Source organism: Falsihalocynthiibacter arcticus, from assembly GCF_000812665.2.
GTDB lineage: Bacteria > Pseudomonadota > Alphaproteobacteria > Rhodobacterales > Rhodobacteraceae > Falsihalocynthiibacter > Falsihalocynthiibacter arcticus.
Window position 1 is genome coordinate 2558274 of the sequence record NZ_CP014327.1, and the last position, 21229, is coordinate 2579502.

General features: G+C 54.6%; 23 protein-coding genes and 1 pseudogene. 17 read left to right on the forward strand and 7 right to left on the reverse strand.

The window, feature by feature from the left end; all coding sequences use genetic code 11:
- Positions 1–7 precede the first annotated feature (7 nt).
- Positions 8–853 (forward strand): hypothetical protein, encoded by an 846-nt coding sequence (locus tag RC74_RS12645; RefSeq protein ID WP_039003931.1) that lies wholly within the window; start codon positions 8–10, stop codon positions 851–853.
- Entirely contained in the window at positions 846–2273 is a 1428-nt protein-coding gene (locus tag RC74_RS12650; RefSeq protein WP_039003930.1) for an AMP-binding protein, read from the forward strand. The genes RC74_RS12645 and RC74_RS12650 overlap by 8 nt, the downstream gene beginning before the upstream one ends.
- 515 nt (positions 2274–2788) lie before the next feature.
- Here RC74_RS12650 and RC74_RS12655 read toward each other — a convergent pair.
- Positions 2789–3106, reverse strand: a complete 318-nt coding sequence (locus RC74_RS12655; protein ID WP_039003929.1) for a YjiS-like domain-containing protein — start codon at positions 3104–3106, stop codon at positions 2789–2791.
- Positions 3107–3665: 559 nt separating this feature from the next.
- Here RC74_RS12655 and RC74_RS12660 point away from each other — a divergent pair.
- The 3 genes from RC74_RS12660 (at position 3666) to RC74_RS12670 (ending at position 6015) form a co-directional block, all read left to right on the forward strand.
- Entirely contained in the window at positions 3666–4130 is a 465-nt protein-coding gene (locus tag RC74_RS12660) for a hypothetical protein (protein ID WP_039003927.1), read from the forward strand.
- Positions 4131–4151: 21 nt separating this feature from the next.
- Positions 4152–4583, forward strand: coding sequence for a nucleoside diphosphate kinase regulator (rnk, locus tag RC74_RS12665; protein WP_039003926.1), 432 nt, complete (start codon positions 4152–4154; stop codon positions 4581–4583).
- Positions 4584–4755: 172 nt separating this feature from the next.
- A complete protein-coding gene (locus tag RC74_RS12670) occupies positions 4756–6015 on the forward strand; it encodes a D-amino acid dehydrogenase (RefSeq protein ID WP_039003925.1) in 1260 nt (419 codons plus the stop codon).
- Between the two features lie 16 nt (positions 6016–6031).
- On the opposite strand, the gene RC74_RS12675 is transcribed toward RC74_RS12670, so the two are convergent.
- The 5 genes and pseudogenes from RC74_RS12675 to RC74_RS12695 all read right to left on the reverse strand — a co-directional run bounded on the left by RC74_RS12675 (position 6032) and on the right by RC74_RS12695 (position 10452).
- Positions 6032–6517 carry a DUF6505 family protein gene (locus RC74_RS12675; protein WP_039003924.1) on the reverse strand — a complete coding sequence of 162 codons (486 nt, stop codon included), beginning with the start codon at positions 6515–6517 and terminating at the stop codon, positions 6032–6034.
- Positions 6514–7218 (reverse strand): biotin/lipoate--protein ligase family protein, encoded by a 705-nt coding sequence (locus RC74_RS12680; RefSeq protein ID WP_039003923.1) that lies wholly within the window; start codon positions 7216–7218, stop codon positions 6514–6516. Before RC74_RS12680 ends, RC74_RS12675 begins: the two co-directional genes overlap by 4 nt.
- Positions 7215–8282 carry an Mrp/NBP35 family ATP-binding protein gene (locus RC74_RS12685; RefSeq protein ID WP_039003922.1) on the reverse strand — a complete coding sequence of 356 codons (1068 nt, stop codon included), beginning with the start codon at positions 8280–8282 and terminating at the stop codon, positions 7215–7217. The genes RC74_RS12680 and RC74_RS12685 overlap by 4 nt, the downstream gene beginning before the upstream one ends.
- 7 nt (positions 8283–8289) lie before the next feature.
- Positions 8290–8478, reverse strand: a complete 189-nt coding sequence (locus RC74_RS12690; protein ID WP_039003920.1) for a DUF6494 family protein — start codon at positions 8476–8478, stop codon at positions 8290–8292.
- Between the two features lie 19 nt (positions 8479–8497).
- A pseudogene (locus RC74_RS12695) lies at positions 8498–10452 on the reverse strand (4Fe-4S binding protein).
- A 214-nt stretch (positions 10453–10666) separates the two neighbouring features.
- On the opposite strand from RC74_RS12695, the gene RC74_RS12700 reads away from it, so the two are divergent.
- From RC74_RS12700 to RC74_RS12745, 11 genes are all read left to right on the forward strand, one after another.
- Positions 10667–11236, forward strand: coding sequence for a DUF3305 domain-containing protein (locus RC74_RS12700; protein ID WP_236939920.1), 570 nt, complete (start codon positions 10667–10669; stop codon positions 11234–11236).
- On the forward strand, positions 11233–11814 hold the full coding sequence (locus tag RC74_RS12705) for a DUF3306 domain-containing protein (RefSeq protein ID WP_039003918.1): 582 nt from the start codon (positions 11233–11235) through the stop codon (positions 11812–11814). Before RC74_RS12700 ends, RC74_RS12705 begins: the two co-directional genes overlap by 4 nt.
- Positions 11811–12419, forward strand: coding sequence for a TorD/DmsD family molecular chaperone (locus tag RC74_RS12710; protein ID WP_039003917.1), 609 nt, complete (start codon positions 11811–11813; stop codon positions 12417–12419). Before RC74_RS12705 ends, RC74_RS12710 begins: the two co-directional genes overlap by 4 nt.
- Positions 12420–12472: 53 nt before the next feature.
- Complete coding sequence (locus RC74_RS12715) at positions 12473–12664, forward strand: twin-arginine translocation signal domain-containing protein (protein ID WP_039003916.1); 192 nt, start codon at positions 12473–12475, stop codon at positions 12662–12664.
- Between the two features lie 86 nt (positions 12665–12750).
- Positions 12751–15753, forward strand: coding sequence for a formate dehydrogenase subunit alpha (locus RC74_RS12720; RefSeq protein ID WP_039003915.1), 3003 nt, complete (start codon positions 12751–12753; stop codon positions 15751–15753).
- A gap of 13 nt (positions 15754–15766) precedes the next feature.
- Positions 15767–16360, forward strand: coding sequence for a formate dehydrogenase FDH3 subunit beta (fdh3B, locus tag RC74_RS12725; RefSeq protein WP_039003913.1), 594 nt, complete (start codon positions 15767–15769; stop codon positions 16358–16360).
- An 82-nt stretch (positions 16361–16442) separates the two neighbouring features.
- Entirely contained in the window at positions 16443–17627 is a 1185-nt protein-coding gene (locus tag RC74_RS12730) for a formate dehydrogenase subunit gamma (protein WP_039003912.1), read from the forward strand.
- 160 nt (positions 17628–17787) lie between these two features.
- Positions 17788–17937, forward strand: a complete 150-nt coding sequence (locus RC74_RS22230) for a hypothetical protein (RefSeq protein ID WP_156477470.1) — start codon at positions 17788–17790, stop codon at positions 17935–17937.
- A gap of 404 nt (positions 17938–18341) precedes the next feature.
- Positions 18342–18476, forward strand: coding sequence for a hypothetical protein (locus tag RC74_RS23390; RefSeq protein ID WP_257722122.1), 135 nt, complete (start codon positions 18342–18344; stop codon positions 18474–18476).
- A 139-nt stretch (positions 18477–18615) separates the two neighbouring features.
- Positions 18616–19011 carry a hypothetical protein gene (locus RC74_RS12740; protein WP_052275068.1) on the forward strand — a complete coding sequence of 132 codons (396 nt, stop codon included), beginning with the start codon at positions 18616–18618 and terminating at the stop codon, positions 19009–19011.
- A gap of 134 nt (positions 19012–19145) precedes the next feature.
- Positions 19146–19391, forward strand: a complete 246-nt coding sequence (locus RC74_RS12745) for a peptidase associated/transthyretin-like domain-containing protein (RefSeq protein ID WP_052275067.1) — start codon at positions 19146–19148, stop codon at positions 19389–19391.
- 362 nt (positions 19392–19753) lie between these two features.
- On the opposite strand, the gene RC74_RS12755 is transcribed toward RC74_RS12745, so the two are convergent.
- Positions 19754–20236, reverse strand: a complete 483-nt coding sequence (locus RC74_RS12755; RefSeq protein ID WP_039003909.1) for a malonyl-CoA decarboxylase N-terminal domain-containing protein — start codon at positions 20234–20236, stop codon at positions 19754–19756.
- 57 nt (positions 20237–20293) lie between these two features.
- Here RC74_RS12755 and RC74_RS12760 point away from each other — a divergent pair, with 57 nt between their 5' ends.
- On the forward strand, positions 20294–21193 hold the full coding sequence (locus RC74_RS12760; protein WP_039003908.1) for a hypothetical protein: 900 nt from the start codon (positions 20294–20296) through the stop codon (positions 21191–21193).
- Positions 21194–21229: the final 36 nt, after the last annotated feature.

Below are 21229 nucleotides of genomic sequence, written 5' to 3' on the forward strand. Positions count from 1 at the left end.
CAAAGACATGACGCAACAGACCTTCAAAACCGAGGGCGCAAAGATCACAGCCTATTTGGACGGACCGCGTTGGGAGGGTGTCCCCGCCGCCACGGTTGGCGGGTTTAGTTGCACATCCGTTGACGCAGGGGTGGAGGTTCTTGCGCAAGCCTTGGCCTATATTCGCGCCAGCGGGCCGCGGCGGGTTTTGGGGCCAATGGAGCGCGATACGTGGCATAGTTATCGCGCTGTTACGCAATCAGATGACAGCCCCGCGTTTTTGCTAGAACCCGCAGCACAATCTCTGGTGCTTGAGGTGTTGCAGGCGACGGGTTTCACGGAAATCAGCAGTTATTTTTCGGCCCGCGTACCCCTTGCGCAAACCGCACAAACGCCCCCGCCAGCGACTGAAGATTTTACGATTGAAGCTTGGAACGGCAAAAATCCCGAAGGATTGTTTGAGCAGGTTTTTACCCTGTCTACCCAAGCTTTTGCGAAAAACGCGTTCTATAAACCCATAACCCACGAGGCGTTCATGGCGATGTATATGCCCATCGTACCATTGCTGAAACAAGAGCTGATCTTCTTTGCCCGTAGGCCGGATCAATCTTTGGCTGGGTTCCTATTTGGCACCCCGAATTACGCAGAAGGGCCAAACCCAACCAGCGCAATTCTCAAGACCTATGCCAGCCTATCGAAAGGCGCGGGCCAACATCTCGCTTATGCTTTTCACACTGCGGCGAAGAAGGCCGGATACACAAGCGCGATCCACGCCTTGATCCACGATGACAACTTGTCTGCATTGCGCAGCGCTTCTGAAGAGGCGGACATCTTTCGACGCTATGGTTTGTTTGGGCTGAAGTTGGATGACTAACCTCCTTGATGATTTTGCCGCCGCGGTTGCCAAACATCCTGACAGGGTTGCAATCGTCGACGGCAAAGGACGCGAAGTAACATTCGCTCAACTCAAGGAGCGCGCCGACGGTTTTGCGCGCACGTGGCATGCACGCGGTATTCGTCGGGGCGATAAAGTCCTGTTGGCGATGTTGGTTGACGCCGACCTTTACGCCGCACTTGCGGCCCTTTGGAGCCTTGGGGCAACGGCGGTTTTGCCCGAACCTGCGATGGGTCTCGCCGGATTGCGCCATGCTGCACGCGCCACAAATATCAGCGCATTTTGCAGCTCTGGACTGTATGGGCTTTTGAAATGGGTCATACCCGCATTATGGACGCGGCGTCATCTAAGGCCTCATGGTATCAAGGGGGCGGATTTCGACCTCCACACGCCCAATGACTCGGATGTCGCGCTCATCTCATTTACGTCAGGAACCACGGGCGCGCCAAAAGCTATTTCTCGCAGCCACGGGTTTTTGTCCGCACAACATCGGGCCATTGCCCCTTTGTTGCAAAGCTCTCAGGATGAGCGTGACATCGTCGCGTTTCCTGTTTTTGTGCTGGTCAATATCGCAAGTGGGCGGACGTCGATTTTGCCCAATTGGAAAATGTCCCACCTTGATCAACTGTCTCCAGAGCAACTTGCAGCTTGGATCGCAAGCCAAAACATAACGCGGGCCTTGCTGCCGCCATCGCTTTGCGAAAAATTAACAAAGGCGAATGTTCCGGCTTCACTACACACTGTCTTTACGGGGGGCGGGCCCGTCTTTCCCGATGCTCTGGATCGTCTGACTACGTCGAAACCCGATCTGAAAATTGTCTGTGTCTATGGCTCGACCGAAGCGGAGCCCATCGCTCATCTTGACGCCGCCGACATCTCCTCCGATGATCGTTCTGCGATGGCCAAGGGACGCGGACTTCTGGTGGGGCGTCCCGTGGAGGACATTCGCCTGCGCATAAGAGATTATGAGATTCAAGTCGCAGGCGCCCACGTCAACAGTGGCTATCTAGACCCCCGCCAAAATGTGGAAAACAAGGTTCAAGAAGGGGCGACGATTTGGCATCGCACTGGAGACGCGGGGTATTTGGATGATCAGGGGCGTCTTTGGCTCTTGGGGCGAATGGGATCGCACGTATCCCTCGCGGGCCGTGCGACTTTTCCATTCTCGGTTGAAGTCGCGGTGCGCCAATGGGATGGCGTTGACCAATGCGCGCTCATGTCCGTGGAAAACGAAAGCTACCTCGCGATTTCGGGTGATACGCGCCATGAAACGATTTGGCAAAAACGGGCCACAGAGTTCGATATTGATCGAGTTGTACGGGTCGCCAAGATGCCGATGGACAAACGACACGCCTCCAAGATTGATCGAAACGCACTGCAGAAAATGATCGCCTCCTGACAATTTGCACAACCACCCTACATACCTATCCTACTTTAAATTGTAGTCGTTGCCTTGTATCTAAGAAGGGGAGAGTGGAGATGAAATGCGCCGAGAAATTTCATCTGTCGCTCCCGTCGGATGTGAAGGCTGCCCACCGTCCACGCGTCTATTCTCAACAGCTTCACTTAGCCGGTCGCAGCGGGCCCCTTTGAAGCAAGGTGGTAAGGTTGCTCGCCTAGCGTGGCGCCAGTTCGATGCGGACTAATGGGCCGTGTCCTTGTCGTGCCTCGTTCGAATTTGTCGCACAGTACCTCCATCGTCTTTCCAACGGTCGATAGAGACGTCGCTCGTCGAGGACGATGTCTCTATCGAGAAATGGTCTTTGGGTTCAAATAAATACGGGAAGAGCTCTTCAAAGTCAGCTTTACAAATCATCATTGGTTTGTCCCTTTCAGATTAAGTTTATCTTTCATTCTCATGCGGATGGGGCGCATCATTGAAGCGCAATGACGCGCCCACTTGGGTATTTCTAGCTACGCAGCTTGCCGCAAAGTGCTTTGATCCTCCACACGCGCGATTTGCTTTGGCGCAAATGGAACCATGCCGAGTTCACGTTCATCAAAACCATCAACGACACGCTCAATGTCATTGCGATAAATGCCGATATCTCTGAGCAGGCGGTCATCCATTGCCTGCAATACCGCGATCATCTTGCGCCGTTTCCAGTTTTGGATGGCCGAACGTGCCCAGCGCCGCAAAATCCCGTCCCGAACGGGTGCGCCGTGAGGGTCTACGACTGCTGCGTTCGCGCGACGTGCCAAGTGATTCCGATTTAATATATAGGGATGCATGTCATCCTCCAAGTATAAGGTTACTGAAGCCATGACGCCGAGTTTTGCCGTGCCTAAATCTCAGATAGCGGTTATTCGCAACTTGAAACTGGCTTTGCAAAGACGGGCGTCTTCTAATTAAGATCAAAGTGATCTGTAGAACCCCGAGGCTTAAAGCGGCACAAATGGCGCGCCCCGCTCGGGGTTACCGGCGGTTCAGTCGTTTTCCTGCAAAAAGCAGGAACCTCATATGAACGTTATACGTAAGCATGATACTGATATGGGGTGCTTGGCTGAGGGCTTCAAGCCGGACGACATCTTTAAATTCAAACGGATTGCTTCTGGGCCATTTAGGGCACAAAACACCTAGGACGCCAATATTTTCCCGTCAGGATTGACTATTGAGACGTCGATACATAACTATAAAGACATGTTAGAACACGCAGATCATTATCGATTTCTACTGCTAAACCGCCCGTAACCCCGGGCGGTCAAGGTGCGTCTGCGCCTTCCATACCTTCCGGGGTCTCCTCACATTCCTGAAACGTGAACGCGGCGTAATCTCGCCCGAGGAGGTAGTATGAAAAGTCTCGTCCAAGCCGAACAATCGACCAACCAAAGCCACTCTATTTTGCGGGCCCTCCGGAATTTTCCGTCAACCTTGCCCAAGGCGGACCACCAGAAACTACAAGAGCATCTTGACGATTGCGCGCGTGCCATGCGCCCGAGTTCGCAACTTCTTGCCTATGTACTGGCGAATAAACTTATGAACACGCGGCCGGTAACCGATGTCTATTGCTCTGATTTGGTGATCGGCGGATGCCACGTGACCTATGCGATTGATGGCGAAACGCCCCAAACCGGTTTGCTCGTTCACAGGGCCCGCGCGGGGTCGCTCACTGGGGTGATCCCGGTTGCGTCTTTGCTGGGGGCTACGCTGATTGGCATGCGGGTCGGGCAACGTGCGCCGCTGCTGTACGAAGACAGAACTATTGGCAAGCTTTTGGTGATCGACGTCACACATTCGGCCCAGGCCATCACATAATTTACAAAAGGAGTATCTCTCATGTCACTCACCGTCCAACCCCTGAAAAGAGCGACCAAAGCTAACCCAAGAGTCATCATTAATGCAGAAGATCTTGCGCATTTGGAAGGCCTCGCTGACGGCATAATGAAGCGTAATCCGGCTTTGGCTGACCGCATGCTCGAAGAGCTTTCCCGCGCGCGCATTGTGGCTCCCGCAAAGGTGCCCAAAAACGTTGTGACCATGGGTAGTACCGTGAGGTATCGCGACGAAATGACGAGCCAAGAAAAAACGGTGACGCTGGTATATCCGGAAAACGCCGATATTGCACTGCTTCGGGTCTCGGTGATGACGCCAATCGGTGTTGCCCTATTGGGATTGGCAGAAGGCGCAAGCTTTTATTGGGATACCCGAGATAATCAGCGCCGTATGCTAACAATTATCACGGTCGAGCAACCTGCGGCGATAAATTAAACATTGCGTATTGAGGGTAAGGCGCCTTGAGTGGTTCATACCAATTACCCGACCAATACATGAGGATAATATGCCGATGCGCATCCCTAAAGATAAGGCAGCGCATCTACACACAAGGTAACAGCAGATACGGCGCTGGAAACAGCCGACGCTGCCAACGAAAGGGTTTGCTATGAAGGTTGTTGTTATGGGCGCGGGCGTCATCGGCGTTACCACTGCGTATTATCTGGCTAAACAGGGGGCCGAGGTCGTGGTGATTGATCGCCAGACAGGTCCGGGGCTGGAGACCAGCTATGCCAACGCGGGCCAGCTAAGCTATGGTATGACTTCGCCTTGGGCCGCTCCTGGCATTCCGATGAAAGCCGTCAAATGGATGTTTATGAAGCGCCGCCCGCTGTTCATCTGGCCGTTGATCAGTCCGACCATGTGGAAATGGTGTGTGCAGATGGTCGGCAATTGCAATGAGGAAAGCTATCGCATCAACAAGGGGCGCATGGTGCGTGTCTCTAGTTATTCGCGCGATGTTATGCCCGATCTGATTGCGGAAACAGGCGTCGAATACGATGGCCGCGCGCAGGGCACCTTGCAGCTGTTTCGGACCGCCAAGCAGATGAAAGGGTCAAAGGCCGATCAGGATATTCTGGCGGAATACGGATCGCCCTATGAAGTGCTTGAGCGCGATGCATGTATTGGGGTTGAGCCTGCTCTGGCCGAGGTGCGCAATAAATTCGTCGGTGGTCTGCGCCTAACGGCTGACCGCACTGGCGATTGTCGCATGTTCACGATTGCGCTGACCGAAAAATGCATCGAAATGGGGGTGGAGTTTCAATATGGTCAGGCGATCAAATCCATCGCCGTTGAAGACGGCAAAATCGCTGGTGTGGATACAGAAATTGCGGGGCGCATCACGGGCGACGCTTATGTGTGTGCCATGGGCAGCTATGCGGTGAATGTGCTAAACCCGATTGGCATTAAGCTGCCCGTCTATCCGGTCAAGGGGTATTCCGTCACGCTCCCCGTCACCGATGATGCCTTTGCCCCACAATCCACGATCATGGATGAAACCCACAAAGTCGCGATCACCCGTTTGGGCGACCGTATCCGCGTGGCAGGGCAGGCCGAGATTGCAGGGTATTCCAACCGTCTTGGGCCACACGCCACCGACACGGTGAAACACGTGATCGGTGATTTGTTCCCCAAAGGTGGCGATATTTCGCGCGCCGAAGGGTGGACAGGCCTGCGCCCGATGACACCAGATGGCACACCGGTTCTTGGGCCAACCCAATACGATAATTTGTTCCTGAATACTGGCCATGGCACTTTGGGGTGGACGATGGCCTGTGGGTCAAGTCGGGCTGTAGCTGATGTGGTGCTGGGGAAAACGCCCGAGATTTCCATGGAGGGGCTTACGGCGGCGCGTTACGCGCGTTAGGGGGCGTGGGTAACGCTTAATGTGGATCATCCAATGAGCCGTGAATTGCGAATTGCTCAAGCCCCGCCGCCTGTGCTTCGATCACGCGGTAGCTTTCACGCACGCCTGCTTCGGTTAGGTCGCGCGCGACGGTGAGCAATGTGTTGGGATCATGCTCATCGCACAAATCCGTCATCTGTGACAACTCTTCCAGCGCGACATTGCGGGCGGCCTCAAGGGAGGGCGCGCCGTAGATGTCGACGAAATGCTGCGCCAATAAATCCGCCAGCGCATCGCGTTCGGCGAGTTCTATTTGGGTCACGGCCACGAAACTGACGCGGCCAAAGGTTTCGCACCCCATCCAGCCGTTGGCAAAGGCCTGCCGTGCTTTTCCCGTCAGGTCCGCGTCGGACCAGTTGGAGAATTCAAAGCCGCCTGAAATGCACCATTCGCCGGTGCGCGCAGGGTTGTGAAAAACGCGTGTGTCGCTTTCGTCAAAATGGATGGCGCGGGCAAGTTTCATGCGGGCTCCGTAAGCAGGTCGGTGAGGGGGAATAGGCGGGTTTCGCCTTCGGTTTTTAACAAGAGGCCAAGGTTTTCATCAATCCCGATGTATGTTCCGCGATGCCCTGAAATGGTCATGTCGGTATCGAGTCCCTGTGCCAAGCCAAGCCAGTTGCGATGCAGGCGCGCAGGCCCGTCATCGGCCCAAGTGTTTATTTCAACGAGTGTGTGCCGCACCCATGCTTCCAGCAATGTCACGGCATCGACCTCGCCACAGCCCTCAGCGTAAAGGGCAGTGGCGTCGGGCGTTAGGCCCGTGTCATCAGAAGGCGGCCAAAGATCCAAGGTGATACCGATGACCAACCAGTCAGGGAGTGCATCAGGATCACGGCTTGATGCCGCGATACTTAACCTACCACAAAGGCCGCCATTCAAATAAATTTCGCCGCCCCATCCCAAATGCACGCCCACTTCGGGCGGCGCTAGCGCTCCAAGCGCGTTTTGAAATCCAACCCCACATAACGGCAGCATGCAGGCAGCGTCGCGCAGCGGCACTTCGGGGGCAAAAACGATTGCGGCCCGCAGCCGATCATAGGCTAGATCATAGGTGACCAATCCCGCGTCGCACACGTTTGACGCCTCGGCACAAGCCAGCACAAAAGGGCTGGTGCCTTTGGCGTCTAAGCCGGAAAACAGCGGAGGGAACACGGGCGGTGTCATGCGTGGCCAAGTTCAATCAACTGCTTTGCCACGGCGCGAAACCCTGCGGCTTGGGGGCTGTCGGGTTTGGAGACGACGATCGGCGCGCCTCCATCTGCGGCCAGTCGGATATCAAGGTGCAGCGGAATCTCGGCCAACAGGGGTACGCCCAGTTTGGCGGCCTCCGCCTTAACGCCGCCATGACCAAAGACATGTTCCTCGTGACCACATTGTGTACAGATATGCGTGGACATGTTCTCGATCATCCCGATGATGGGCGTGCCGAGTTGGTTGAACATATCAATGCCCTTGCGCGCATCCAAAAGCGCCACATCCTGCGGGGTGGACACAATGATCGCCCCGTTAAGTTGTGCTTTTTGGGCCAATGTCATTTGCACATCGCCCGTGCCCGGGGGCAGATCGACGATCAACACATCAAGCGCGCCCCATTGCACCTGTGTCAGCATTTGCTGCAACGCCCCCATCAGCATCGGGCCGCGCCAAACAACGGCTTGGTCTTCATTTGTCATCAGCCCGAGGGACATCATCGTCACGCCGAAATTGCGCATCGGCAGGATCGTTTTGCCATCTGGCGACGAGGGCCGCCCCGACACGCCGAGCATGCGCGGTTGCGATGGGCCATAGACATCGGCATCGAGCAAGCCAACACGCCGCCCTTCCGCCGCCAGCGCACAGGCGAGGTTAGATGCAACTGTGGATTTCCCCACACCGCCCTTGCCTGAGGCCACGGCAACAATCCGATCTACTCCGGGTATTTTCTGCGGCCCTGCGGGTTCTGCGGGGCGGCTCAATTTAAGGTCGGGAGGCGCGGCAGGTGCGCTGTGGGCCGTCATTACGACAGACAGTTTTTCAACACCGGGCAGGGCCTTAATCTTGGCCTCGGCCTCTTCCTTGATTTTACCATACGTTGCCGCATGGTTGCCGCTGACTTCCAGCACGAACCGCACGGCACCGCCTTCGACGGTTAGCGCCTTGATCAATCCAGCATCAACAAGCGACGCGCCACTGACCGGATCGGTCAATGTTTTCAGCGCGGCCAGTACATCCTCGCGAGCGAGTGTCATATCCGGATCAACCCTTGATCGTGCCGGTTACGACGTGTTCTAAATCCACGCCATCAATGGTCAGGACTACGCGCGCCTCGAATTGCTTGCCCTCGGTTCCGCCCGCTTTGCGAAACGCTTCTTCGATGGCCTGTTGCGAGGTCACACCGACCTGCTTGAGAAATTTACGCATGGACATGTTGAGATCTTCGCTCATTTTCGTCTCCTATTCGGATTTAGTGATCTTTGCGTTTTGACAGGTAGTCGTCCGTCGTGCGTACACGGGGGCGTTCTTTGCCCGCGAAGGGATTGTCTTGAGAATGGAATTGGGCTTGAACGCGGCAATTGTCGCACATTTGGATCATCCGCGCGGTCGCGGGATTGGCGAACATTGCGTGGTTTCCAGCAAGTTTTTCCATTATCTTTTCGACGGTGGATTTGACACCAAAAAGGTTGCCGCATTCCACGCAGGCGAAAGGCTCTTCCTCGTTCAGTACCACTTGCGCTAGGGCCGTGTCGGTTAGGTTGATTTGCGGTTGCAAGGTGATGGCCTTTTCGGGGCAAACATTGGTGCACAGCCCGCATTGCAAGCAGGCATCCTCCTGAAAACGCAGTTGCGGCATATCGGGGTTGTCGACCAATGCGCCAGAGGGGCACAGCGAAACGCAAGCCAAGCAGAGGGTGCAGGCATCCGTGTCGACGATCACCGCGCCGTAAGGTGCGTGCTCGGGCAGGGGGCGACTTGGACGTCAACCATGAGGGCTTTGGCTGCGAGGCGGGTAATTTGGCGGCGCGACCCTTGGGCAAGGATGGGGTTTTCCACACGTATAGGTGTCGCCGCGCGATCATGAAGTTGCTCGGACAATTCGTCGGGATCGGCAATATCAAGCAGTCGCAGAGAGTCTCCCGCGCCCATGGCCATGGCCAGTTCAGATTGGGCCGCTAGCACGGCGCGGTCGCTTTTTGGAGCAAGCAAAATGTCGACACCCGCAAAGCCGCTGGCCAGAGAGGCAAGCATCTCGGCGTGGCCGAACATGGCTAGCGCGTCGATTTCCATGGGAATGACATGTGAGGGTAGGCCGTTGCCAAACCGCGCGGCCAGTCGGATCATTTCGGCCCCGTGGGAGTCATGTATCAGCAACACGCCATCTTTACCGTCCGCCTTGCGATAGGCCGAAGCCAGCGTGCCGACGCGGCGGAAGACGAAATCAACCGGCGGCGTATCATAGCTGATCGCGCCCGAAGGGCAGACCGCAGAGCACGCGCCACATCCAGCGCAAATCATTGGGTCGATGCTTACATGCTCTCCAGCCGAGAGGATCGCACCGGTGGGGCATACATTCAGACAGTTGGAGCAGGCAGGCTTTTGCGCGCGCGAATGGGCGCAGAGCGAAGTCTCAAGCCGAATATGCAGCGGTTTTTCAAACGTGCCGATCATTTGGCTGGTGGCAAGGATGGCATCGGCCACAGCAGGAAGGCTTGCGGGGTCGGCGCGTACATATCCGTCGCGCTTTTCATGGGCCGAAAACAGGGGGGTGTCGCCCGTTAGGTCGAGAATTAGATCACATTCAGATTGCGCGCCATCGCGCGGTTCTGTCAGTAAAGGGGCGCCACGGCCGCCTGGCAAAACCTGTTGGAACCCGTCAATCGAAACGCGGAATTGCCCGAGTGTTCCCTTCGCATGGCGCAATTTCCCAACGTGGGCGTCATAGGTGTCCGTCACGGGCATATCAGAAGCTTCGGCCACCAATACGGTGACGGTCAAAATATCCGCGAGCTTCTCTGCGGCAGAAAACGCAACCTCTGGTGCTCCGATAATCAGGCTGATCCCTTCGGATACAACATCCACCGTTTTAGGGGATGGTTGCGGTAAAAGGGCGTCCGCCACCAATGCCGCCATCTTGGCAGAGGTGTCGCCAAGGTCGGACGTCCAGCCCGCGCGGTCGCGGATATCAACGAACGCGGGCACCGGCGCGTCAAGATCTTCAGCAAGTGCTGTGAAACGGGGGGCTTCTTGCTGGCAGGCAATCACCACGTCTCCGGTTTTGATGGCTTTGGCCGCGAATTCGAGCTGGGATTGGCAGAGCGATGTATGCATCCGCGAACATTCCAGCCCTGTTGCCGTACTTAAGGCAGATGCATCAATAGTTTGTGTGCCAAGGCAATCACAGATCAGCAGTGTTTTTTTCATTTTGCCCCCCTTAATCTTGCAACGGTAGATTGGAACGGCAGTGGATGAAAGAGGCTCCGTCACAATTCTGATCCAAATTCTACTTTGGACCCCATAATTGACAGAGAAATCGGATCGAGAAGCGAAACGATGAAGATGCCATCTTTAAATTATTTCAATAATTCAGTATACTGTGGTTAAACAATGATGTTGTCCAGCCAGCGGAGGAGCCAGCTTGTCGTTCGTCTTTCCTAATTCTCAATCCATCCCGCTTGGCGTTGTGATCCGCAAATCACCCGGCGTGACCCGCTGGGCGAAGTGGGCATGGCGCGCGGTTGGTATTTTGCCTGGTGCGGGGCCTGCGGAATGGACGGTTTTGCGCCAAGAGGGGGACGTGACAGAGTTTCATGCGGGGACGGTACCGCTCAACTTATATGTTTCCGATACCGAAGCCTATGTTCACGAATTACAGACCCGCGCGCCGTCTATCTATGTTGTCCTGTGTCCAGATACCACTTTGCCAAATATACCGTGGAAGGTGATGTTAGCGACCGCTTCGCCTTATGAAGCGCAGGATTATTGCGACTCAGCTGAGGTCCAAGTCGAAAAGATTGTGATGCCAGAGGGTATGTTGGCTTGGGTCGCGGATTTCGTAAATAGCCACCACGAGGAAGAAGCTTTTGTCAAACGCAAGCGTCGAGACTGGCGCGAAGACGAAAAGGAGGATGGTATCGGTGATCCGCGGATTTCTCAGGACAGCGATGTGTATCGCGCGCCTCGGGGTCGCAAGGCAGGTGTGAAATGACGCGCGCACCAACCTTCTGGGGCCAGCGCCGCGCTGCGGTCAAAGCCGAAGAGATCGCCATCGCCGATGCCGAAAAAGCCGCGCAGGAAGCCGCGTATCAGCAAACTCTTGCGGAGAAAAGTGACGAGGAAATTCTGCAAGAGCTGGACCTGCCTGACCCAGAAACGCTGAAGTTGGGCGATGACTTTGCCGCGTTTATGGCGCAGGCCGTACCTGAGCATTTGCGCAAACGTGCCCTGCGCAAGTTGTGGCGGAGCAATCCGGTTTTGGCCTGTGTGGACGGGCTAAATGATTACGATGATGATTATCTGACAGGCAGTTTTGGCAATGCGCCGATCACCACGAGTTATCAGGTGGGTAAAGGCTTGCTTTCGCACGTTTTAGAGATGGCGAAGCCTGACGAAGTTGAAGCCTCTGAGCAGACCACCCTCGACAAAGTGGAAATTTTGGCCGAAGATATCCAGCAAGAGGATTTGGTGGCTGACGCTGGGACGGATGTTTTGGCGGAAGATGTTGAAGAGCCAGAGTTTTCATCACCACGCAGGATGGTATTTCATTTCGACGGGAGCGACGCATGACAGCGGTTCAAGCACAAGTCAAAATAGCCGAAGAAGATCGTCTGCGCGCGGATCTTTACAACTATCTCGGCGTTTTGCTTGCTGGGCCACCGGATGAGCTATTGTTGGCGCAAACTGCCGGTTTGACGGGGGATGCCTCATCATTGGGGCAGGCCATCAGTGGCCTTGCACGGGTCGCAAAAGTCACCAAACCCAAATCCGCGCTGAGCGAGTATAATGCCCTTTTTATCGGTTTGGGACGTGGGGAACTCTTGCCCTATGCCAGCTACTATATGACCGGATTTCTGAACGAAAAACCGCTCGCCAATCTGCGCGCTGACATGGCCGCACAGGGAATCACGCGCTCACAGGATACGTTTGAGCCGGAAGACAGCATCGCGTCGCTGATGGAAATGATGGGCGGTATGATCGTTGGGCGCTTTGGCGATGTGGCTCCTTTGGAGCACCAGAAGGATTTCTTTAACAAACATATTGGTCCATGGGCCACACATTTTTATACGGATCTACAGGGGGCAAAGACATCGGTTCTTTATGCTTCTGTCGGGGCCGTTGGCGCAGAATTCCTGAAAATTGAGCGGGAAGCGTTTAGGATGATGATAGGCTGAACGCCTGTCCCCTTATGCGCAACATTGAAGACAACGGGAGAAGGAAACATTTTATGGCTGATACAAAAGCAGAGACAACCCGCCGGAATTTTCTGAAGGTAGCAAGCGCCGCCGTTCCAGGAGTTGTGGCGGTTGCCGCGGGTACCCAAGCAGAGGCTGCAGCTCCTGCGCCGGTCGACCTGTCATCGGACGTGATGCAAGACACAGAACATACGCGTGCTTATCTTGAAAGCACCCGTTTCTAAGACACCTCGCCCCGACTTACTGTGTCAGGGCACCGAAATTTTATGGCTACCAAGGCTGAGGCAACGCAGTAGTAGGGAGAACGACCATGCTCAGAAGAAAGACCAATGGCATTGCACGCGGGTCGGCACGACCCGCAGTGGCACAGGCCAAATCCACCTCAGTTGACCGCCGTTCGTTTTTGCGCGGCTCGGGTCTTGTGATCGGCGGACTTGCCGCTGTTGCCGCAACTGGCGGAACTGTTTCAAAAGCCACCGCGCAAACGGCGTTGGACCGCACGGTCGAAATCAAGAAGTCCATTTGCACCCATTGCTCGGTTGGATGCACGGTTATTGCCGAGGTTGATAATGGCGTCTGGACGGGGCAGGAACCCGGCTTTGACAGCCCGTTCAACTTGGGGGCGCATTGCGCCAAGGGCGCCGCGGTGCGCGAACATGCCCATGGTGAGCGCCGTTTGAAATACCCGATGAAAAAAGAAAACGGCGAATGGGTAAAAATAAGTTGGGAAACGGCGATCAACGAGATCGGCGATGGCATGATGAAAATCCGCGAAGAAAGCGGACCGGATTCAGTGTATTGGTTGGGCTCTGCGAAGCACAGCAACGAGCAGGCCTATTTGTTCCGCAAATTTGCCGCTTATTGGGGCACCAATAACGTCGACCATCAGGCGCGGATTTGCCACTCGACCACTGTTGCGGGCGTGGCGAATACATGGGGCTATGGCGCCATGACCAACAGCTACAACGACATTCACAATTCCAAAGCGATTTTCCTAATTGGTGCAAACCCCGCCGAGGCCCATCCGGTTTCCTTGCTGCATTTGCTGAAAGCCAAAGAAGAGAATAACGCGCCGCTGATCGTTTGCGATCCGCGCTTTACCCGCACGGCGGCACATGCCGACGAATACGTGCGCTTCCGTCCCGGATCGGACGTGGCATTGGTGTGGGGCATTCTGTGGCATATCTTTGAGAACAAATGGGAAGATACCGAGTTTATCCGCACCCGTGTTTGGGGCATGGACCAGATCCGCGATGAAGTGAAGCAATGGAACCCAGAAGAAGTAGAACGAGTCACAGGCGCGCCTGGGGAACAGTTAGAGCGCGTGGCGCGTACACTGGCGAACAACCGTCCCGGCACTGTGATCTGGTGCATGGGGGGCACCCAGCACAGCAACGGGAATAACAACACCCGCGCTTATTGCATCCTGCAACTGGCGCTTGGAAATATGGGTGTCGCAGGCGGGGGAACTAATATTTTCCGTGGCCATGACAACGTGCAAGGCGCCACCGACCTTGGCGTTCTGGCCGATACTTTGCCGGGATATTACGGCCTGTCTGACGGCTCTTGGGCGCATTGGGCGCGTGTATGGGACGAAGACCTTGACTGGCTCAAGGGGCAATTTTCCGATGCAAGCTTTGGCGATACCAAGATGATGAATCTGACCGGGATTCCGGTTAGCCGTTGGATTGACGGGGTGCTAGAGGATAAGGCCAACCTTGATCAGCCCGATAATACCCGCGCCATGGTTCTTTGGGGCCATGCACCAAACTCGCAGACCCGCATGAAAGAGATGAAAACCGCGATGGAGCGCCTCGAGATGCTCGTTGTGATCGATCCTTATCCGACGGTTTCTGCCGTGATGCAGGATCGCACCGATGGGGTTTACCTTCTCCCCGCTGCGACACAGTTCGAAACTCGCGGTTCTGTCACGGCGTCGAACCGGTCACTGCAATGGCGCGAGCAGGTTATGGACCCATTGTTTGAGTCGCTGCCCGACCACACAATCCTCGCCAAGTTCGCCGAGAAATTCGGTTTCCATGAACGGATGTTCCGCAATATCGCGATTGACGAAGGCGGTGAGCCGAATGTCGAAGACCTGACCCGCGAGTTTAATCGTGGCATGTGGACCGTCGGTTATACGGGGCAAAGCCCCGAGCGGTTGAAAATGCACATGGAAAACCAGCACACCTTTGATCGCACGACGTTGCGCGCCATTGGTGGACCTGCGGATGGAGATTTTTACGGATTGCCATGGCCTTGCTGGGGCACACCGGAAATGAATCATCCCGGCACGGCTATTCTGTATGACATGTCGATCCCCGTGGCCGAAGGCGGCCTGACCTTCCGCGCCCGCTTTGGTGTGGAGCGTGAAGGTGATAACCTGCTGGCCGAGGGCGTTTATTCCAAAGGGTCAGAGATTAAGGACGGCTATCCCGAATTTACAGTGCAAATGCTGCGTGATCTGGGATGGGAAAACGACCTTACCGATGTCGAAAAAGCCAGTATCAACGGCGTTGCCGGATACCCAGAGGGGGCGCCCTTAACGGCGGAGCCTGCGGATGATGGTGGCTCAAACAACACCGAAGAAGTGGGCGAGACATCGCAGCAAGGCGATATTCCGTCAGACTTCCTAGCCAAAACAGGCGGCGTGAATTGGAAGACCGACCTGTCGGGAGGTATTCAACGCGTAGCAATCGCGCATGGTTGTGCGCCCTTCGGGAACGCCAAGGCCCGCGCTGTGGTCTGGACCTTCCCTGATCCAGTGCCTCTTCATCGCGAACCCCTTTATACCAACCGCCGCGATCTCGTGGTCGATTATCCGACCTACGAGGACAAGAAGTTCTGGCGGGTACCAACGATGTACCGCTCGATTCAGGAAAATGATTTCTCGCAAGAATATCCGATTATCCTGACCTCCGGTCGCTTGGTTGAATACGAAGGTGGGGGCGACGAAACCCGCTCCAACCCATGGCTTGCAGAATTGCAGCAGGACATGTTCGTCGAGATCAACATACGCGACGCCAATGATCTTGGTGTGCGTGACGGCGCACAGGTCTGGGTCGAAGGCCCAGAGGGTGGCAAGGTTAAAGTTATGGCTATGGTCACAGAACGCGTGGGGTCGGGCGTGGCGTTCATGCCCTTCCACTTTGGCGGCCATTTTGAGGGGAAAGACTTGCGGGATAAATACCCCGAAGGCGCAGACCCCTATGTATTGGGCGAGTCGACGAACACGGCGCAAACCTATGGCTATGACAGCGTAACCCAGATGCAAGAGACCAAAGCGACTCTTTGCAAAATCTGGTCGGCATAAAGGGAGACAGATCATGGCTAGAGCAAAATTTCTCTGCGACGCCGAACGGTGCATCGAATGTAACGCCTGCGTTACGGCTTGTAAAAACGAGCACGAGGTTCCGTGGGGCATTAACCGCCGCAAGGTGGTAACGATCAATGACGGTAAACCGGGAGAGCGATCAATCTCGGTTGCGTGTATGCACTGCTCGGACGCGCCCTGCATGGCAGTTTGCCCTGTGGATTGTTTTTACCAGACCGAAGACGGCATCGTTCTGCACTCCAAAGACCTATGCATCGGGTGTGGTTATTGCTTCTACGCGTGCCCCTTTGGTGCGCCGCAATATCCACAGGCGGGCAATTTTGGGTCGCGTGGAAAAATGGACAAATGTACTTTCTGTGCCGGTGGACCGGAGGAAAACCACTCGTCCGCCGAGTTCTCCAAATACGGACGCAATCGGATCGCAGAAGGCAAACTGCCACTCTGCGCCGAGATGTGCTCCACCAAAGCCTTGCTCGCAGGGGACGGTGATACCGTTGCCACCATTTACCGCGAACGTATCGTTTCGCGCGGATTTGGCGCTGGGGCTTGGGGCTGGGGTACGGCTTACGGTCTAAAGGGCGGTTGATTTACGCCCTCCCTTTGCGATGCAAAATGGGCGGTCTGTGACGGACCGCCTTTCTTTTACGACACTGTAAAGGTCCACTCTGATGTTTCGTCTTTTCGCTGTTTTTTTCTTGCTGTGCAGTCTGCTTTCTCCGGCTGTAGCGCAACAAGCCGCTGATACGCCGCGCGCGGAAACGGGCGGTGCACAGACGCTTAACGATATTCTCCTCCGGCAAAATGCGCAAAAAGTGGACGACGAATTCCGCCGCTCCGCTGTCGGCGATCCGGACGATGCCGCGCAAATCACCGCGCCGCTTGGCACGCTTGGTGGCCAATCTGATCCCGAATTGTGGCGCGCACTGCGATATAACACGGCCGATGTGCAGACCCAATCACGCGGGCCCGCAGCGACAACGTTGATCCAAGATGGTGGCATGTGGTGGTTGGAGTTTCGCCAAGGCCCACTTTTGACTTATGGCGCTGGGCTGCTCGGGGGCACTTTGGTGCTCTTGGCGTTATTCTACCTCATCCGCGGACGTATTCGTATCGAAGGTGAAAAAACGGGCCGCACAATCACACGTTTCGGCGGCATTGAGAGATTTGGCCATTGGCTGTTGGCGAGCTCGTTTCTTATTCTTGGCGCGACGGGCTTGATATCGCTGTTCGGGCGCAAAGTGTTGATACCGACCTTCGGCCACGAAGCCTTCTCGACCGTCGCCATCGGCACTAAATGGGTGCATAACAATATTTCGTGGGCGTTCATCGTGGCGCTTATTATTATCTTTGTTTTCTGGGTTGGGCACAATTTGCCCGATCGAACCGATCTGTTCTGGCTGAAGAAAGGCGGCGGTATCTTTGGCGGAGGTCACCCGCCAGCCAAGAAGTTTAACGCTGGTCAAAAGGTAATATTTTGGTCTGTGATCGTCTTGGGGTCGTCGATTTCGGTGTCGGGACTCTCTTTGCTGTTCCCGTTTGAATTCCATATGTTCGGGGCAACGTTTGCAAAGCTGAACGCTTGGGGCGTGACGGGATGGTTTGGATTTGACCCGCTGCCATATCCGTTGGCGCCGCAGGAAGAGATGCAATATGCCCAGTTGTGGCATGCAATTGTGAGCCTCATTTTAACCGCCATAATCTTTGCGCACATCTATATCGGGTCTGTTGGTATGGAAGGTGCTTATGATGCTATGGGCAGTGGCGAAGTCGAGGAACAATGGGCGCGGGAACACCATAGTCTTTGGGTTGAAGACGTTCAAAAAGCCGAAATGCAGCAAAGCAAGGACGCGTAAGATGAAGGCATTTTTGTTAGCATTGTTTATGCTGGTGGTGATCACAATTGGTGCTAACCGGATACTGGTCATGAGCGGTTTTTCATCAGAGGCAACCTCGGTGTCATCCGGAAATGTTAGGCTAGGCGAGAGCGCTGCCGGAGGAAACTAGCCGATTTCGTTGCAGTTGATTGCGACAAAATTCGCCATTCTCCACACCTCCGCTTTGCCAAACCAAGGCATTGCTGTGGTCACGGCGTTTGTCGCGAGTGACGCTGCAATCGTTGCGAAGGCCGTGGACGATATCGCCAAGGAATTCCTGCAGGTTTGAAAAACGCTCACGGCTAAAAATCAAGGCTATTTGGCGACAGAAGTTGTTCTCGGCACATACCAAATTTTCTCGATAGCTAGTTTTATCCGTTGCCCACCTTCTAGAATATGGTGCAAACGGGCGTGATTGAAGCGGCAATGTTGTGGCCAAAAGCGGCGCTAACTCACAACATGGTTGAGGTTGCACCCTATATGCTCAAGGCTGACCTTGGGGCTGTGAACTCGAATACATTGAGAATCAATGCGGGTGTTTGGGTGGGCTGTTCCAGAGGAAGTGAAAACTCTCATTCAAAACGTGGCCATTGAATACTCGACCATCTTGCAGAAATTGCAATGAGATTACATCGCTGCAGGTGGGGCCGTCTTAGAAATAACTGGAAACAGCGTCAAGTTTGGGTCGACAGCATGCCAAATATTGCGGTCGAATGGGCTGCAAAGTTAGACAGCGAATGCGCATCCGGATCGGGGGCGCATTTGGCTAAGTTTGGAGCCGCTGGAGCCGTGCCATTGCGTGACAAGGCCGCTGAATTTCCGGACTAAATCACACCTCCAAGGAAAGACGGAAAAAATGATTGTCGCGACTCCACAAAAATCCAAGATTGCGTCGTGACGACCGCTATTTTGGCTAAGGTTACAGGGGCTCTTGTTCTGTTCATAACCCGTTTGCGGCCCGATCCTTGTGGTACTTGATGGGATTTATGCTGGTTGGTGTACGCCCGTCGAGGCAAGGGCCGCAGGCGCACTTCTTGCGACGATCTCTGACGCGGACGGCGCTTTGACAGGTCTTGGACAAAACAGGCCATATCACGGCGGCGGTTTTGTTGCTCATCTTCATGGCCTCTTTCTATGGCCGGATGCTGAGCTTCCAAATCAACTCGAAGAAGTTCTGCCCACAGTGGACATGTCGTGCTTTCAGATCATGGTCATCTCTGTGCTTCCGATGATGGACGTTTCAAGCGATACCATAACCCAAGCCTTTGCGGATTATTGCGCCAAGGACACCAGCCCGCGCACTTTGTTCGTTTTAGCCAAAATGGTGGAACACCTGCACGCATTTGCCAAGGAAACGAAATAGACCCACAAAGAGTGGACACGCGGTCTCCAATTTCTGGTTGAAGCTGGAAAAATTCGAACAATGATCGCAACGAGTTTGACCTATTTCTGATGCAACAGGTCTTTCCTCGCTGGTGGATATGATCGGTTCGCAACATGACGGTACCTCGGAGCGTGCTTGGCCTCTTCGACATTTTGGGGGCTCCCGAAGTCCCCGTTGGCGGCGACTCTAAAAAGGATAAGGGCGGCGCAAGCAGTGTTGTTGAGTGTAGAATAACAACGCCCGACGCAATTCTTAGCAAAGAGGCCGTGCTTGATCTGTGGCAGACCACCGATAACGGGCTATATTCTTGTCATGATGAGAGCCAGCCCGAGTATAACTTCGCTGTTCCACGAAAGTAGGGTCGATGGTCGCTAGGCGCTGACAATTACCCTGGCCGCGTTCCAGTGAAATGCACCATCCGATTTAGCTGCTCAAGGCGCCCATTACCAATATGGAACTAACATACAAGGTCCAAAAAATTCCCATTATTGGCTTTTTCGGACGCAAGGAACCATGCGACATCCGCGAGCAGGGACTTGCTGGCCTCTGGGGGCGTCACGTCGATTTCTTCTTTCGTTGCGGGTAGGGATTTTGCAAGTTTAGGATCGTCGCGCGGCCATTTTCCGAAGCTCGCGATGACATTTTTGGTTTTTTGTTGTGGGGGCTATTTCGACATAAATCAGGGGTTCTTCCTGGAGGCCGTGGTGAAAAAAAACCTCGGTTAAACTACCTGAGAAAACACCTCGTCCAAAGGTTTGAGCGATGGGTTCTGACGCAAGAATCTGAGTAAGTCCGCCCGTATGTGGACAATTTTAAGGGTTGAGGCAGGCGTTTGATTAAGGCGACTGATAAGTTCAGCATACTTTGGCGCGGCGACCGCTGAGAGAACCTTAAGAACTTCGGGCGACTGCGTTTCAATATACTGAGTCGCGACTGTGGCCACATCTTCCAAGTTCGCAGAAAACTCCGCGCTGATGGCTATAAATAGAGCCTCTTTTGTGGGGTCATCTAGTTTTTCATACAGTTCCCAAAATTGAAATGACAGCGCAAGACCTGATGCGTTGCCAGGGCTGGAAAGCGATCGCTTACACAGCTCGACGATAGTGTTTGCATCCGGCTTTTGATTGCTCTCGGAAGCTTTTAGCAAGGATATGCCGCGCAGCGCTACGGCACCCAAGAAGTCATTTATAGATGTGTTAGCCATTCGAAATAATATCGATTTTTTTGCAAGATGAAAAACCAATTAACGACAGGAGCCATAATGCGCGAGAACTATTTCGAAGACGGTAAATGGTGGGTCAGCTCTTACAATTTTATCCCCGAAGTGCGGAGTAAAATGAACCTTCCAGAGACGGTTCAAATCCACGACGCGACACTGCGCGACGGGGAGCAAACACCAGGTGTTGTCTTCTCGATTGACGATAAAATTGCGATTGCGTCCAAACTGGATGAACTGGGTGTGGATCGGATTGAGGCGGGGATGCCGGCGGTGTCGCCGCAAGACGCCGAAGCGATCAAGCAGATTTCCCAGCTTGGCTTGAAATCCAAGATCTTCACCTTTGCACGCGCCATGAAAGCCGACATCGACATGGCGATTGCCTGCGGAGCGGACGGGGTGATTATCGAGGTGCCAATTGGCTATCCCAAGCTGAAAACCCAATTCGGCTGGACGTGGGAAGTAGTGCATAGTTGCGCGAATGGTCTTGGCGAGCGTACCGGCAACGCTGCGCTCGAAGAGTTAATGATGGGCCTGCACATTTTGTACGGCTATGACACCAAGTATAAACTCGACAAAACCCCTGAATTAGGGGCGCTGATTGCCGAGCGCTCGAACGTCCCAATCGCGCGGAACAAACCTGTTCTTGGTCACGGCAACTTCATCCGCGAATCTGGCATTGGCATCGATCTGGTGATGAATGACCCGCTCGTGATGTTCGGCACACATCCGTCGTTGACGGGTAAGTCTGGCGAAGTTGTGTTGGGCAAGAACAGCGGCAAAGCGTCGATCATCTATAAGATGAAAGAGTTGGGCATGCCCGCGTTGGAAGACGCGATGATCGCCGATATTTTGGTTGACGTTAAATCAGCCGGTATCGCCAAGCGCAGTGTTCTGAGCGAAGAAGAGTTCAGGAACATTGTTGCGGCCAAATCCAAGGCCTAAACCTTGTTTGGCCCCCGACTTGAAATGCGGTTTGGG